The organism is Nonomuraea sp. NPDC004186, from assembly GCF_053603495.1.
Genome location: NZ_JBSGFQ010000009.1, coordinates 60,014 through 74,968, shown reverse-complemented (window position 1 = coordinate 74,968; position 14,955 = coordinate 60,014). Strand labels below are relative to the sequence as shown.

Here is a 14,955-nt window from a genome sequence, read left to right as displayed (position 1 = left end):
AGGTGCACCCTCGCGATCTGCTGAACGAGGCCGTGGCCGGGCTGCTGGCCCGCCCGGTGCGCTCGGCGCTGACCACGCTGGGCACGGTGCTGGGCATCACCACGCTCGTGGTCACCCTGGGCGTCGCCGCGACGGCGGGCAACCAGATCGTCGGCCGCTTCGACGAGCTCACCGCCACCTCCGTCACGGTCGAGGTCCCGGAGAACCCGTTCCCCCTGGTCGACTGGGCCGACATCGGCCGGGTGACCCGGCTGCGCGGGGTGGTCTCCGCCGCCGCCCTCGCCGAGTCGAAGCAGAGCGCCAACCTCAGCGTCCGTTCCAACGACATCGTGGACCCCACCCGGGTCACCGACCAGACCCTGACCGTGGTCTCCAGCAGCCCTGACCTGCCCGCCGCGGTCAAAGGCAGGATGATCGAGGGCCGCTACTTCGACGCCGGGCACATCGCCCGCGGGGACAAGGTCGTCGTGCTGGGCCTGCACGCGGCCGAGCTGCTGGGCATCACCCGGCTGAGCCGGGCTCCGGCCGTCTTCATCGGCGCGCAGGCGTACACCGTCATCGGCGTCCTCGGCGACCTGCGACGCGAGAAGGGCCTCGCGAGCGCGGTCATGTTGCCGCCGTCGGTCGGCAGGCGCTACGGCCTGAGCACCGTGAGCCGGGTCCTGATCAACACCGGCCTCGGCGCCGCGGAACTGATCGCCAGGCAGGCCCCGGCCGCGCTCAGCCCCGGCAACGAGGCACTCCTCCAGGTCGGCTCGCCGCCCAGCCCCACCAGGGCCCGCGATGCGGTGGAAGGCGACGTCGACGCCCTCTTCCTGATCCTCGGGCTGGTCTCCCTGGTGGTCGGCGCGGTCGGCATCGCCAACGTCACGCTGGTGACCGTGATGGAGCGCGTCGCCGAGATCGGCCTGCGCCGCGCCCTCGGCGCCGCCCGCCGCCACATCGCCGCGCAGTTCCTGCTGGAGTCCACCCTCACCGGCCTGACCGGCGGCGTCATCGGCGCTTCCGGAGGGATCGTCGTGATCGTCGCGGTCTGCGCCGTCAAGCAGTGGACGCCCGTCATGGACGTACGGCTGGCCCTCATGGCGCCTGCCGCCGGTGCCGTCGTCGGGCTGCTCGCGGGCCTCTACCCGGCCCTGCGCGCCGCTCGCATGGAACCGGTCAACGCACTTCGCTAGATATGGTGCCCTTTCATGACATCTCTGCTGCTCGTCGAAGATGACGCGGTGATCCGTGAGTCCCTCGGCCTGGCCCTGGAGCGCTACGGCTACCGGATGACCACCGTCGCCGACGGGCTGAGCGGCCTGGAGGCGGCCCGGGCGGGCGGCCACGACCTCCTGCTGCTGGATGTGATGCTGCCCGGCCTGGACGGCATCGGCCTGTGCCGCAGGGTCAGGGAGTCCAGCCAGGTGCCGATCCTGATGATGTCGGCGCGCGGCGACTCGCTGGACGTGGTGTCGGGCCTGGAGGCCGGTGCCGACGACTATGTGGTCAAGCCGGTCGACATCCCGGTGCTGGTGGCCCGGATCAGGTCGCTAATGCGCCGTACCACTGCTCCTGCCCCTTCATCGGGCGTGCTGACGTTCGGGGAGCTGACGGTGGACCCGGCGGCGCTGGAGGTGCGGCTCGGCGGGCGGCTGGTCGAACTGGCGCCGACCGAGCTGCGCCTGCTGCTGGAGTTCGCCGCCAATCCGGGGATCGTGCTGGAGCGCGCCACGCTGCTGCGTAACGTGTGGGACTACGGCTGGGACGGCGACAGCCGCGTGGTCGACCTCTGCGTGCAGCGGCTGCGCAGGAAGATCGGCACGGACCGGATCGAGACGGTGCGCGGGTTCGGCTACAAGCTGCGCAGGTCGTGATGCTGGGCTCGCTGCGCTGGAAGCTGGCGGCACTGATCACGCTGGCCTGCTGCGCGATCGTGACCGTGGTCGGGATCCTGGTCCACCGCACGACGCTCGAGCGCACGATGCGGCTGGGCGAGGAGCGGGCGCTGGTGTCGGCCGCGGAGGTCGCCGACAAGCACCGCAGGGACGCTCCTCCCGAGGAGGGGCTGGTCCCGTACACCGAGTCGATCATGAGTGTGGACGAGCTGCCCCCGACCCTGCGCGCGCGGCTGGCCGTCGAGTCACCCGCCACCTGGTACGACGACCTGCGGGCCGAACAGCGGTGGATGTGGGCGGCACAGCCGGTGGGCGATGGGCTCGTGGCCGCCCCGAAGGTCGACATGACCTCGGACATGCGCGGGCTGAGTGCCCTCGACCGAGCCATGGTCCGGGCCGCGCTGACCGCGCTCGCCGTGGTGCTGCCGGTCTCGATGGGCATTGCCGAGCTGGCCAACCGGCGCCTGCGCCGGGTCGCCGCCACCGCCCGCAGGATCGCGGACGGCGACCTGGACGCCCGCGTCGCCGCGGACCGCCGGGGCCTCTCCCGGTGGGGCGGGCGCGACGAGATCTCTGACATCTCCACCGCCGTGGACTCCATGGCGGCGAGCCTGCAGCACCGGCTGCTGGCCGAGCAGCGCTTCACCGCCGATGTTGCCCACGACCTGCGGACCCCGCTGATGGGCCTGGTCGCCGCGGTCGAGCTGCTGGAGGAGAGCGAGGCCACCGATCTGGTACGCGACCGGGTCCGGGTGCTGCGCTCGCTGGTGGAGGACCTGCTGGAGGTCTCCAGGCTGGACACGGGCGCCGAGGTCGCCGAGCGCGTACGGGTGCCGCTGGCCGAGGTGGCGGAGGAGTCCGCGGCCCGGGTGGGGGTCGAGACCCGCGTGACGGCCTCGGGTCATCCGGTGGCCGAGACCGACCCGCGCCGCCTGGACCGCATCCTCGCCAACCTCGTCCTCAACGCCCACCGCCACGGTGCGCCCCCGGTGGAGATCACGGTCCGGGACCACGTGATCGAGGTCCGCGACCGGGGGCCGGGCTTCCCTCCTGAGCTCCTCGCCGACGGCCCGACGCGCTTCCGCACGGGCGCCGCCGAACGCGGCCGCGGCCACGGCCTCGGGCTGACGATCGCGCTGGGCCAGGCCCAGGTCATCGGCGCCGACCTGACCCTGGCCAACGCCCCCGGCGGCGGCGCCGTCGCCACCCTCCGCCTTCCACGGGGCTTGCGCTCGACAGATCACCCCAGTGGACATTTGCCGTGACTTCGAGGAGCAGGCCCCACCACCGTGGGTCAGCCGTCGGTGACCCAGTCCATGTGTTCGATCCAGTGGTCGAGCAGCGCCCGATCCCCCTGCAATTCCAGCGTGGGAGCCGCATCCAGTGGGCGACGCCTGCTGATCACGAGCAGGAGCTCGACGGCTGGGCCGCGTACCACGACGTCCGCCTTGGTGTGCGTGCGCTCCAGCACGACCATGTCCGGTTCCCGGCGTGCCACCCACTCCCCAGGCGCGTCGGTTGCGTGGAAGTGCAGAGTCTGACCGCCCCCGCGCATCGCATCGGCGAAGCCCGCCCTGTTCTCCCAATAGCCGCGGGACGCCATCGTGTCCAGCCAGTCCTCGAGGGCCGCAACGGCAAGCTCCGGAGCCAACTCGAACGGCATGCCGAGTGCCGCAGCCGCGTCCGCGCGATGCACGCAAGCCTCGGCGAACAACCGACGTGACCAGAACGGCACGCCTGCGGCGCCGCCCGACGGATCCCACACCGGCGTGTCATCGGCGACCGATGCGAACGCCTGTCTCGCCTCGGCCGCGCCGTCGTTCAGCCAGGCGCGCCACTGGCCCGAATCGGCCGGACCCGGAACGTAGCCGGCGAACGCCCTGCTCGGCTCGGTCATCTGCTCACCCACGAGCATGGCGACCATACGCTGTGTCCCGCCGACATGGTCGACAAGATCGGCCAGCGTCCACTTCGGACATGTCGGCACCGGGGCCGCCGCATCCCTGCCGTGCACCCAATCGGCAAAGGTGCCCGTCTGCTCGACAACGGCCTTCACATACGCGGGTGTGTCCATCGCTGCACCTCCAAGTGCTTTGTGATCTTGCCGAAGTTCGGGGGCCAGGTCACTCAATGCCGGCCGCCGGTCGGTGTCGATGATCAGGGGCGAAACACCGCACTGATTGTGGCTTGCGGAAGCGCGCCTGACCAGGTCAGTGACCGGACATTCTCCGGACTTCGGCGGCGATCAAGGCAGCGGTGGCGTGCCGCAAGCGGACCTGACCGGGGCCTCCTGGGATTCGGACCCGCGAGCCGGCGTCTCGACCGCTTGGGACGGCCCTCTGCGTACCTGCCTGATCGCCGACCATCATCAGGCGGTGGCCGTGCTGGACGTTGTCACCAGGCGGTAGCCGAGGTCGAGCGTGTCGGCGTCGAGGAGAGCCCGGTGGCGTTCGTTCCAGCGCCCGGTCGCGAGGTCGGCGGCGAGGCGCCGCATCGCGCGCTCGACCCGCTCCTGGTCGAGGGTCGCCAGCGCGGAGATGGCGGCGCGGACCTGCGGGTCGAGGTAGCAGTGCGGGCGTCGCCAGTACGCGCCCAGGAACCCGTCGGTGCAGTCGGCCGGCACCGGGACCGGGACGACGGTCACCGGCGTTCCGTCACGCCGGAGGTGGGTCTCGACCACCGCGAGGGCGGCAAGCCGGGCGTCGGCTTCGGCGATCTCCGGGAGGTACTCCGCGACCAGCCAGAATCGTGCCGTGACGGCGGGATCCCAGGTGAGGACGACCTGCCGGGCGGACACCCGGCGCAGCTCGGCGAGGCCCGCGGCCGCGTCGGTCCAGTGGTGGACGGTGAGGATCGCCATCGCGGCGTCGAACGACCGGTCGGGGAAGGGCAGGGACTCGGCATAGCCCTGGACGACCGTCGCGGAGCCGGGAGGACGCTGCTCGATCATCACCGTGGACGGCTCCACGGCGGTGACCTGCCGGCCGCGCGGTTCGTAGGAGCCGGTCCCGGCGCCCACGTTGACCACCGTCCGGGCGGGCCCCAGGGCCTGGTCGATCAGGCCGGCGATCCGGGGGTCGGGGCGGCGGTGGCGGGAGTAGCCGAGCCCGATCGACTCGTACGGATTGGCGGTCACAGGTGCTTCCCGAGGTCGGACACGTCCAGCAGGGGCAGGCCCCAGCGCAGGGCGGCGATCTCCAGGTCGGCGGCGCCGGCCATGGTGCCGTCGGGGTTCATGACCTCGCAGCACACCCCGACGGGCGGCAGCCCGGCCGCCACGCACATGGCCACGGTGGCCTCGGTGTGTCCGGCGCGTTCGGCCAGCCCTCCGGGGCGGGCGGCGAGCGGGAAGACGTGTCCCGGCCGCAGGAAGTCGGCCGGCCTGGCGTCCGGATGGGCCAGGCGGCGCACGGTCGCGGCGCGTTCGGCGGCCGACACCCCGGTGCCGGTCCCGGAGGCCAGGTCCACGGGGATGTGCGGGCGGGTGCCGTGCCGGTCGCCGGGGCCGGGGACGGGGCCGATCTCCAGCCGGTCGAGGACCTCGGGCGCGCAGGGCACGGTCGGATGGCCGCACACCTGGGTGAGCAGGAACGTGAACGCCTCCGGGCGCAGCCGGGCCCCCGCGAACACCACGTCGCCTTCGCCCTCCCGCTCGGGGTCCCAGATCACCACGGCTCCTCCGGCGGCGAGCTGCGTGAGCGCCTGCTGCACGCCGCGCGCGCCCGAGAGCCGTCCGGCCCAGGGAAGTGCCGCGACCACCTCGGTCACCGACTTCGCCAGGTCGGGCAGGCGGCGGCGGGCCAGGCGGACGACCAGGTCGGGCTCCAGGTTCACCCGATCGCCGACGGACAGCTCCGACAGCGTGGTGGCCCGCAGCGTCAGCGGGATCAGCGCCACCGAGAACCGGTCGCGGGCCACCTCGGCGACGGTGAGGCTGACGCCGTCGACCGCGATCTGCCCCTTCGCGACGACCAGCGAGAGGAAGCGCTCGGGCGGTTTGATCCACAAGCGCCGTGCGACCCCCTCGTCATCGATCCGCACGATCTTGCCCACGGCGTCCACGTTGCCCTGGACCAGGTGACCGGCGAGCGGGTCGCCCAGCGTCAACGGGGTCTCCACGTTGACCCGCGTGCCCGGCCTGATCTGGTCGAGGGTCGATCTGCGCCGCGTCTCCGCCGACAGCCCGGCCTCCAGCGGTTGCGTCTCGTGCGCGGTCCTGAGGACGGTCAGGCCCACGCCGTTCAGGCAGATCGAACCCGGCGCGCCGGCGGCGGCCCCGGGGGCACTGACCGCGATGCGCGCCTCGTCGACGGCCACCACCGTGCCGATTTCCTGGATATTTCCGGTGAACATGCGACACCACCTCTCGACAGCGGGAACCAGGGGCCGGACAGGCCCGAGAGGTGGCGGGGTGTCACCGCGTGGCCCGGAGTCGCACCGAGTCGTCCCGCCGGAACCGGCAGAACCGGCGGGCTGTCACCGCCGCACCTTGGAATCGCACCAATCAACCTTTTATCACCCGGCGGCCCGGGAGATCAAAGCGTCTAACCCAGAGAGATCCCGGCCAGCTTGATCAGGAACCGGTCGATCTGCGCCTCCAGCGGCGGCCAGGGCAGGTCGGGCTGGTTGACCCGCATCGACACGGCCCCGTGCACCGCCGCCCGGAGGTCGAGCGAGACCTCCGCGGCGTCGCCGGGGGCGGCGAGCCCGGCGTCCATGCAGCGCCGCACCGCGGCCGTGGTGCGCTCGCCCAGCTCCTGCTTGAACTCCATGCTGGCCCGCTGGTTGAGCGTGCTCTCGTGGAGGACCTTGTACAGGCCCGGGTGCCGGCGTACCCAGTCGCCCAGGTAGAGCAGGCGGGCGCGTAGGCGCGCCACCGGGTCGGCGGCGGTCTCGGCCTGGTCGAGGGCGCGTACGAGGTCGCGGTGGCACTGCTCCAGAGCGGCCAGGACGAGGGCGTCGCGGTCGGCGAAGTGGATGTAGACGGAGGTGGCGGCGATGCCGACCTCCCGCGCGACCGCGCGCATCGACAGGGCCTGGTCGTCGGCGAGCTCGTCGAGCAGCCGTAGGGCGGCCGTGACGATGTCCTCGCGCAGCCGCTCGCCCTGGCCTCGGGGGTTGCGGCCCCGGGAGCGGGGGTTGGTCACGTTCATGGGAGCCATTGTAACGAGACGGGCGTTGCACTACAGTCGTAGCGCTACAGCCGTACAGTTATCGAGGAGCATCGATGAAAGTCCACGCCAAGACGCTCGACCCGGTGTTCGCGGAGATGAGCGAGGCCACCGACCGCATGATCTGGGAGGAGATCACCGAGCTGTCCATGCGGGAGAAAATCCTGCTGTCCCTGGTCGGCGACGTCTGCCAGCAGACCCTCGGGCTGCCTTTCGAGGCGCACGTGGCGATGGCGTACGAGAACGGGCTGTCCGCCGACGACCTGCGCGAACTCCTGCGCTTCATCGCCTACGACAGCGGCTACCCGGCGGCCCTGTCGGCGCTGGCCCGCCTGGTCGACATCGAACGCGAGCAGGGCCTGCCCGGCCCCACGGGCGACGGGCACCCGATCGACGCCGACGGGCTGACCAGCCCGATCCCCGCGCCGACCCGGCAGGCCGTACGCAATCTCGACCCCGCCTTCGCCGACTACATGGACCTGCAGTCGCGCATGCGCGCGGGGATGCGGCGGTTGACCGTTCGCGAGCGCGCGTTCGCGACCATGACCGTCGACGTGCTCTTCCAGACGCTGGAGGAGAGCTTCCGCGTCCACGTGACGCGGGCCCTGAAGGCGGGCGCCACGCCGGAGGAGGCGCGTGCCGTGGTGCGCTTCTCCGCCCAGTTCGGCCTGACGAAGGCGTGGCGCGGCATGCGGGCGCTGAATGCCCTGTTCACGGAGGCGGGCACGGTCTTCGCCTGATCCGTCCCCGCGAGGTAGGGTGAGTGAATACTCACCTACCGAGAGGGGCGACACTGATGAGACTCGCGGTCTTCGGCGCGACCGGCGGCATCGGCCTGCAGCTCCTGCGCCAGGCCCTCGGTCTCGGCCACGAGGTCACCGCCGTCGTACGCGACGCGTCCCGGCTGCCCGCCGAACTGCGCGGGCGGCTGGACGTCGTCGAGGCCGACGTGATGAACCCGGACGCCATCTTCCCGGCGGTCAAGGGCTGCGGGGCCGTGCTGTCCGCGATGGGCACGCGCGATCGCGGCCCCACCACCGTCCACAGCGCCAGCACCACCTCGATCATCCAGGCCATGACCCAGGCGCAGGCCCGCCGCATGCTGCTGGTCAGCGCCAGCGGTCTGGTCGCCGACGCGGGCGACGGCTTTTTCACCCGGTACGTGCTCAAGCCGCTCATCGTGCAACGCCTGTTCCGCCAGTCCTACACCGACCTGGCCCGGGCCGAGGAGCTGCTGCGCGCCTCCGACCTGGACTGGACCATCGTGCGACCCTCCCGGCTGCTCGACACCGAGCGGCCCGGTCAGTACCGGACCGCACGGGACCTCAACATCAGAGGAGGGCTCAGCACCACCCGCGCCGACGTGGCCCACTGCATGCTCGACCTCATCGACGACCCGTCGTCCGTCCGCCACGTCGTCTCGGTCGCCTCTCAGGGGCCGGCGGTGTAGTTGCGCAGCTCCGGCAGGGCCCATGCGACCACGGCCACGGTCACCGTGGTGAGCAGCCCGCCGACGCAGATCACCAGCCGATGATCGAGGATCGAGGTGGCGGCCCCGTGCAGCAGGTTCGCGAGGTGCGGGCCGCCGAAGAGGACGACGGTGAGCGAGCCCTGGATCCGGCCGCGCATGGAGTCGTGGGTGTGCGCCTGTGTGATGGCGTTGCGGAAGGTGCTCAGCACGAAGTTGACCGCGCCACCGAGGACGAGCGCCACCAGGGCGAGCCACAGCTGGGCGGCCAGCCCGAGGAGCGCCACGGTGATGCCCCACGCCGCGGCGGCCGCCGCCATGAGCGCGCCGTGGCGTCGGGCCCGGGTGAACGTGCCCGACATCAGCCCGGCCGTGACCACCCCGGCCGGATAGGCGGCGTACAGCAGCCCCAGCTCAACGCCGCCTCCCGCGGGCCCGCCGTAGGTCTGCTGGGCGAGCTCCGGGAACAGGGCCGTCGGCATGCCGAAGACCATCGCCGCGAGGTCCACCAGGAGCACCGCCACCAGCAGCCGGCTGGCCGCCAGATACCGGAACCCGGCCGCCGACCGGCGCTGCGTGGCCGGGTGGGGTCGGGGCGGCAGCGGCGGGAGCTTGACGACCGCCCACACGACGGCCAGCAGCGCGACGGCGTCGAACAGGTACAGCGCACCGAGCCCGACCACCGGTATCAAGGCGCCGGCCAGCACCGGCCCGAGGATCGACCCGGCGTAGCGGGTCAGGGAGCTGAGGCTGTTGGCCGCCGGCAGGAGCTCGACCGGGACCAGGCGGGGCACCACGGCGCCCATCGTGGTCATGATCGCGGCGAAGGACAGTCCCTGGCAGGCGACCAGCACCATCAGGATGGGGACGAAACGTCCGCCCAGCACGGCTTGCGTCCAGAAGGCCACGTACGTGAGCGCCAGGCCGCAGTGGGCCGCCAGCAGCACCTTTCGCCGGTCCATGACATCGGCGAGCGCGCCCGCCCCTAACGCCGCCACCACCAGCGCGACGAACGACACCGCCCCCGCCACGCCCACGGCCGCCGAGGAGCCGGTCACCGTGAACAGCTGCGCCGGCACGGCGACCACGCTGAACGAACCACCGACGGCGCAAACCGCCGATGACACCCACAAGCGCCGGTAGGCCGCGATGGCCAGCGGGCGGCGGTCGACGGTGTAGGCGCCGAGCGACCGGGCCGTTGAGGTGATCATCGTCCGGCCTCATCGGCGTCCAGGCTCACCACGTCGGCCACGACGCAGGCGATGTTGTCGGGGGCGCCGGCGGCGTACGCCAGCGCCACCAGCTCGTCGAGCACCTGCTGGGGGGCGCCGGGCCCGGTCAGCGCCGCGCGCAGCGCTCCGGCCGGGACGACGGTGGACAGCCCGTCGGAGCACAGCAGGTACCGGTCGCCGGCCGCGGCGGCGTGCAGCGACAGTTCCGGCCGGGCCCCGCCCGTACCGGTCAGCGCTCGTGCGAGCAGCGCGCGCTGCGGATGCGAGGCGGCCTCCTCCACGGTCAACCGGCCCTCGTCGACCAGCCCCTGCACATAGGTGTGGTCATGGGTGATCTGGAACAGCTCGCCGTCCCGCACCAGGTACGCCCGGGTGTCACCGATGTGCACCAGCGCCAGCCGCGACCCCGACCACAGCAGCGCGGTCAACGTGGTCACCGCCTCACCCGACGGCGTCGAGGCGGCGATCTCCCCGATGGCCCGCTCGGCTTCTCCGACCGCCTCGGCGAGCGCGCCGAGCAGGTCCTCGGCCGGTACGGCCAGCGTCTCCAGCGGTTTGAGCGCGTCGACGGCCGCCGCGCTCGCCAGGTCCCCGCCCGTCCCGCCGGCCCCGTCGGCCACCGCCAGCAACCGGGGGCCGGCGTAGGCGGTGTCCTGGTTGCTCGTACGCACCAGGCCCGACTCCGACCGGGCCGCGTAACGGATCCCCAGCATCGTCGCCGTCTCTTCCACGGTGCTTCCCCTCCCCGACAGATAGTCGACGAGGAACGTGGCCAGCTCTCCACGGGCGGCGGTCTCGGCCAGCACCTGCTGCCAGTAGCCGGCGATCTCCTCGGCCGCCGCGCCCGCCGGCAGGTCGCACACCCGCCGGATGCGTGCCAGCGGCATGCCCAGCCGCCGCAGCCAGGCGATCAACCGGGCCCGCTCCAGCTGTCCCGGGTCGTAGAACCGGTATCCGGACTCGCCGTCCACCGCGGCCGGTCGCAGCAACCCGAGCTGGTCGTAGAGCCGCAGGGCCTTCGGCGACAACCGCGCGGCCCGAGCGAACGCCCCGATCGTCAGCAGCCGCACCATTCCTCCTCGTCCCGGCCACCGTGGCCGGTACCGACGATGCTGCGGCTTCACCCTAGGGGAAGGTCAACACCGCACTTTCCGGAAACCAGTTCCGCATGCACAGCACAGGCAAGTTGCCAAAACGGAACCACATTCCCTATCTTTATCGGAACATGGTTCCGTTTAATCCAGGAGGAAACACAGTCATGCAGTACCGCACCTTGGGCCGTACCGGTGTGCAGGTCAGCTCGCTCGTGCTCGGCGCGATGAACTTCGGCAGGATCGGACGCACCACCCAGGACGACGCCACCGCCATCGTCGACGCCGCCCTCGAAGCCGGGGTCAACCTCATCGACACCGCCGACATGTACAGCGACGGCGAGTCGGAAGAGATGGTCGGCAAGGCCATCGCCGGCCGCCGCGACGACATCGTGCTGGCCACGAAGGCGAGCCTGCCGATGGGCGAGGAGCGCAACCATCAGGGCGGCTCGCGCCGCTGGCTGGTCACCGAGCTGGACAACAGCCTGCGCCGCCTCGGCGTCGACCACGTCGATCTCTACCAGATCCACCGGTGGGACCCGACGACCAGCGACGAGGAGACGCTGTCGGCCCTGACCGACCTGCAGCGCGCGGGGAAGATCCGCTACTTCGGCTCCTCGACCTTCCCCGCCCACCGCGTCGTCCAGGCCCAATGGGCCGCCCGCGAACACCACCTGAGCCGTTACGTCACCGAGCAGCCCAGCTACTCGATCCTGCAGCGCGGTATCGAGAGCCACGTCCTGCCCGTGACCGAGCAGTACGGGCTCGGCGTGCTGGTGTGGAGCCCGCTGGCCTCGGGCTGGCTGTCGGGCGCGATCCGGCAGGGCCGGGAGATCGCCACCAACCGCTCGGCGTTCATGCCGCGGCGCTTCGACACCTCCATCCCGTCCAACCGCACCAGGCTCGACGCGGTCGAGCGACTGGCGAAGGTCGCCGACGCGGCCGGGCTGACGATGATCCAGCTCGCGCTCGGTTTCGTGACCGCGCACCCGGCCGTGACCAGCGCGATCATCGGCCCCCGCACGCTGGACCACCTGCGCTCGCACCTCGCCGCCGCCGACACGGTGCTCTCCGCCGACGTGCTCGACGCCATCGACACGATCGTCGCGCCCGGCGTCGACCTGGCCCCGGAGGAGAAGTACGACACCCCGCCTTCCCTGCTCGACCCGTCGCTACGCCGCCGCTGATCGCTCAGGCGGACTCCCACCACACCAGATTGGCGGCCACCTGGGCCACCGGCTCGATGATCTCCCACGCCTCGGCGATCAGCCCGTCGTCCAACCGCCAGATGTCGACGACCGCGATCTCCGGCCCGGCACCGGGGAGCCGGCGTCGCGAGTACATCACGACGTGATCACCCTCGGCCAGCACGTGATGGATCTCCACCTGCATGCCGGCGAGCGGGCCGAGCGCGGCGCGCACGGCGGCGAGCCATTCCGCCTTGGTCGACGAGGTCGGACCCGGCCGGTGATGGACGAAGTCCTCGCTCAGCAACGGCGCGAGCGCATCGACGTCGCCCGTCGCGACCAGTGCCGTCAGCGCCCGCTGGACGATGCTCTTGTTGTCTGTGGTCAGGTTCTGCGTAGTCATGGCGGCAGTGTTTCGACCGTTGCCCACGGTTGTCGATGAACTCGCATTTCATGGCGCCCGGCGCCACGAGGAGTAGCATCGGCGGGCATGTACACGGTCGGGGAGCTGTTGCGGCAGTGGCGGCATCGGCGGCGAATCAGCCAGCTCGATCTCGCGATCGCCGCCGACGTCTCGGCTCGTCACGTCAGCCTGGTGGAGACCGGCAAGTCCAACCCGAGCGCCGACATGATCCTCCGGCTCGCGGATCAGCTCGAGGTGCCGTTGCGTGAGCGCAACCGGCTGCTGCTGGCCGCCGGCTTCGCACCCCGCTACGCCGAGCGGCCGCTCGGCGGGGACGCGCTGTCGGCGGCCTGGGGCGCGGTCGAGAGGGTGCTCCGCGCACACGAGCCGTACCCGGCGCTGGTCATCGACCGCCGGTGGAACATCGTGATGACCAACCGCGCTCTCGGCCCGTTCCTCGCGGACGTCGCCCCCGATCTGCTGCGGCCGCCGATCAACATGCTGCGCCTGGGACTGGACCCGCGCGGGTTCGCCCCTCGGATCGTCAATCTGGCCGAGATGCGCGTGGTGCTCCGTACCCGGATCGCGCGTCAGCTCGCCACCGCCCCCGACCCCGAGCTCACCGCGCTCTACGAGGAGCTGCTGGCGCCCGGCTCCGAGGACGCGGGCCACCCCGTCGAGTCCGAGGTCGTGATCCCGATGATCTTCAACTTCGGCGGACGGGAACTGCGGCTGTTCTCGACCACCACGACGTTCGGCACCCCGCTGGACATCACGCTGGACGAGATCGCGATCGAGTCGTACTACCCGGAGGACGCGGAGAGCGCCGCCTACTTCGAGAACCTCGTCCGTGCTTGACCTCAACCGCGGTTGAGATCCCGGAATTGCTGATCGCGGGCGGCGCCGTCGCCGACCTGCCTCTGCAGCGCGGTCACGTGGTGGTGGCGTACGGTACCCCGCCGTGCGATGGCGCAGCTACGCCGAGTGGGCCAAGACGGTCGACTGGGACAGAGTCCTCGCAGGTTAGCTCTCCTGACCGGGACCGAGCGGGGCCGGCTGACGGCTCATCCGGACGGTGTCGTGACGGTGGGCGCCTGCGGCGTGGAGACTTCCGCGGGCCTGGACCTCACCAGCCACAGGCCGGTGAACACGGCGCCGGCCAGGGTGACGACGCCGGCCGCGACGAAGGCGCTGTCGAGGCCGGCCTCGAAGGACGCGCCGCCGGCCTCCTGGGTGCGGACGACGGCTCCGAGCACCGCCACGCCGAGCACCGCGCCGATCTGCCGGGTGGTGCTGCTGATGCCCGACGCGAGGCCTCCCTCCTGCGGGCTGACCGCCTGGATGGCGGCGCCGGTCAGCGGGGACATGGTCAGGGCGAACCCGATGCCGACGATGGCCAGCCGCCACCACACGTTCCCGTAGCCGGTGTCCGCGTGCACGAAGCCCAGCGCCAGCAGCCCCAGCCCGGCCAGCGCCAGGCCGATGGTGACCACGATCCGGAAGCCGTACCTGGCCGCGAACCGGCCCGCGAACGGGCTGACGATCACCATGGCGAGCGAGGCGGGCAGGGTCTGCAGGCCGGCCAGTAGAACCGAACTGCCCTGGACGTACACGAAGAACTGGGAGAAGAAGAAGGACGAACCCATGAGCGCGAAACCCACCACGACCATCGCCGTGTTGGACACCGTGAACAGCCTCTGCCGGAACAGCCGCAGCGGCAGCATCGGCGTCGCACCACGTCCTTCGACGACGACGAAGACGGCGAGGATCGCCACCGCGGCGGCGAAGGTGCCCAGGATCACCGGCGAGGTCCAGCCACGGGAGCCGCCCTCGATCAGCCCGAAGGTCAGCGCTCCCACGCCCAGCACGGACAGGACCGTCCCCGGGAGGTCGATCGCCGGCGCGTTCGGATTGCGGGACTCGCTCAGGACGCGCATACCGACCAGCAGCAGGATCGCGCCGATGGGCGCGTTGACGAGGAAGATGGCGGGCCAGCCGAAGGCGTCCACCAGGATGCCGCCGGCCAACGGTCCGGCGGCCAGGCCGATCCCGCTGAATCCGGCCCACAGCCCGATCGCCTTGACCCGTTCCTGCGGAACGGGATACGCGGCGGCGAGCAGGGCCAGCGAGGCGGGGCTCAGCGCCGCGGCCCCGATGCCCTGCACCACCCGACCGGCGATCAGCCAGCCGAGCGAGGGTGCGACGGAGCACACCACGGACGCGACGGTGAACACCACGACGCCGGCCAGGAACACCCGCTTGCGACCGAAGCGGTCGGCGAAGACGCCGCCGGACAGCAACAGCATGGCGACCAGCAGCACGTAGGCGTCGACGATCCATTGCAGGCCGGTCAGCTGGGTGTGCAGCCGCTGCTGCATGTCGGGCAGCGCCGCGCCGACGATCGTGCTGTCGAGCAGCACCATGAACTGGCCCAGGCAGGCCACTGCGAGTAACGCTGTCCGGTGCGTGCTTCCGTGTGCGGTCAAAGCTGCTCCCTCTCATGGGGCGGATGCTCTGGCACAC

Annotated in this window: 15 protein-coding genes; 7 read left to right on the top strand and 8 right to left on the bottom strand. The window is 71.6% G+C overall.

Annotated elements, in window-relative coordinates; translation table 11 throughout:
* Positions 1-2 precede the first annotated feature (2 nt).
* From ACWEPL_RS09965 to ACWEPL_RS09955, 3 genes are read left to right on the top strand one after another with little or no spacing between them, the layout of a single operon-like run.
* Positions 3-1,178 (top strand): ABC transporter permease, encoded by a 1,176-nt coding sequence (locus ACWEPL_RS09965; RefSeq protein WP_452435797.1) that lies wholly within the window; start codon positions 3-5, stop codon positions 1,176-1,178.
* Between the two features lie 15 nt (positions 1,179-1,193).
* Complete coding sequence (gene cseB, locus ACWEPL_RS09960) at positions 1,194-1,859, top strand: two-component system response regulator CseB (RefSeq protein ID WP_452435796.1); 666 nt, start codon at positions 1,194-1,196, stop codon at positions 1,857-1,859.
* Positions 1,859-3,145: a sensor histidine kinase gene (locus tag ACWEPL_RS09955; RefSeq protein ID WP_452435895.1), complete on the top strand. Its 1,287-nt coding sequence runs from the start codon at positions 1,859-1,861 to the stop codon at positions 3,143-3,145. Before cseB ends, ACWEPL_RS09955 begins: the two co-directional genes overlap by 1 nt.
* 29 nt (positions 3,146-3,174) lie before the next feature.
* On the opposite strand, the gene ACWEPL_RS09950 is transcribed toward ACWEPL_RS09955, so the two are convergent.
* The 4 genes from ACWEPL_RS09950 to ACWEPL_RS09935 form a co-directional block, all read right to left on the bottom strand.
* Positions 3,175-3,954 (bottom strand): maleylpyruvate isomerase family mycothiol-dependent enzyme, encoded by a 780-nt coding sequence (locus ACWEPL_RS09950; protein WP_452435795.1) that lies wholly within the window; start codon positions 3,952-3,954, stop codon positions 3,175-3,177.
* A gap of 294 nt (positions 3,955-4,248) precedes the next feature.
* The gene (locus ACWEPL_RS09945) at positions 4,249-5,016 is read right to left on the bottom strand and encodes a class I SAM-dependent methyltransferase (RefSeq protein ID WP_452435794.1); all 768 of its coding nucleotides are present in this window, start codon (positions 5,014-5,016) and stop codon (positions 4,249-4,251) included.
* Positions 5,013-6,233 carry a riboflavin synthase gene (locus ACWEPL_RS09940; RefSeq protein ID WP_452435793.1) on the bottom strand — a complete coding sequence of 407 codons (1,221 nt, stop codon included), beginning with the start codon at positions 6,231-6,233 and terminating at the stop codon, positions 5,013-5,015. Before ACWEPL_RS09940 ends, ACWEPL_RS09945 begins: the two co-directional genes overlap by 4 nt.
* A 191-nt stretch (positions 6,234-6,424) precedes the next feature.
* Positions 6,425-7,033 (bottom strand): TetR/AcrR family transcriptional regulator, encoded by a 609-nt coding sequence (locus tag ACWEPL_RS09935; RefSeq protein ID WP_363973819.1) that lies wholly within the window; start codon positions 7,031-7,033, stop codon positions 6,425-6,427.
* 74 nt (positions 7,034-7,107) lie between these two features.
* Here ACWEPL_RS09935 and ACWEPL_RS09930 point away from each other — a divergent pair, with 74 nt between their 5' ends.
* Together ACWEPL_RS09930 and ACWEPL_RS09925 are read left to right on the top strand one after the other, a co-directional pair.
* The gene (locus tag ACWEPL_RS09930; protein WP_350730538.1) at positions 7,108-7,791 is read left to right on the top strand and encodes a carboxymuconolactone decarboxylase family protein; all 684 of its coding nucleotides are present in this window, start codon (positions 7,108-7,110) and stop codon (positions 7,789-7,791) included.
* Positions 7,792-7,847: 56 nt separating this feature from the next.
* Positions 7,848-8,501, top strand: coding sequence for an NAD(P)-dependent oxidoreductase (locus ACWEPL_RS09925; RefSeq protein ID WP_452435792.1), 654 nt, complete (start codon positions 7,848-7,850; stop codon positions 8,499-8,501).
* On the opposite strand, the gene ACWEPL_RS09920 is transcribed toward ACWEPL_RS09925, so the two are convergent.
* Both ACWEPL_RS09920 and ACWEPL_RS09915 read right to left on the bottom strand, forming a co-directional pair.
* Positions 8,483-9,730: an MFS transporter gene (locus ACWEPL_RS09920; protein WP_452435791.1), complete on the bottom strand. Its 1,248-nt coding sequence runs from the start codon at positions 9,728-9,730 to the stop codon at positions 8,483-8,485. The two genes, ACWEPL_RS09925 and ACWEPL_RS09920, sit on opposite strands and share 19 nt — an antisense overlap.
* Positions 9,727-10,824, bottom strand: a complete 1,098-nt coding sequence (locus ACWEPL_RS09915) for a MerR family transcriptional regulator (RefSeq protein ID WP_452435790.1) — start codon at positions 10,822-10,824, stop codon at positions 9,727-9,729. Before ACWEPL_RS09915 ends, ACWEPL_RS09920 begins: the two co-directional genes overlap by 4 nt.
* A gap of 185 nt (positions 10,825-11,009) precedes the next feature.
* On the opposite strand from ACWEPL_RS09915, the gene ACWEPL_RS09910 reads away from it, so the two are divergent.
* Positions 11,010-12,029 (top strand): aldo/keto reductase, encoded by a 1,020-nt coding sequence (locus ACWEPL_RS09910; protein ID WP_452435789.1) that lies wholly within the window; start codon positions 11,010-11,012, stop codon positions 12,027-12,029.
* A gap of 4 nt (positions 12,030-12,033) precedes the next feature.
* Here ACWEPL_RS09910 and ACWEPL_RS09905 read toward each other — a convergent pair whose 3' ends face one another.
* The gene (locus ACWEPL_RS09905) at positions 12,034-12,432 is read right to left on the bottom strand and encodes a nuclear transport factor 2 family protein (protein WP_452435788.1); all 399 of its coding nucleotides are present in this window, start codon (positions 12,430-12,432) and stop codon (positions 12,034-12,036) included.
* 87 nt (positions 12,433-12,519) lie between these two features.
* Here ACWEPL_RS09905 and ACWEPL_RS09900 point away from each other — a divergent pair, with 87 nt between their 5' ends.
* The gene (locus tag ACWEPL_RS09900; protein ID WP_452435787.1) at positions 12,520-13,290 is read left to right on the top strand and encodes a helix-turn-helix domain-containing protein; all 771 of its coding nucleotides are present in this window, start codon (positions 12,520-12,522) and stop codon (positions 13,288-13,290) included.
* Positions 13,291-13,496: 206 nt separating this feature from the next.
* Here ACWEPL_RS09900 and ACWEPL_RS09895 read toward each other — a convergent pair whose 3' ends face one another.
* A complete protein-coding gene (locus ACWEPL_RS09895) occupies positions 13,497-14,918 on the bottom strand; it encodes a DHA2 family efflux MFS transporter permease subunit (protein ID WP_452435786.1) in 1,422 nt (473 codons plus the stop codon).
* Positions 14,919-14,955: the final 37 nt, after the last annotated feature.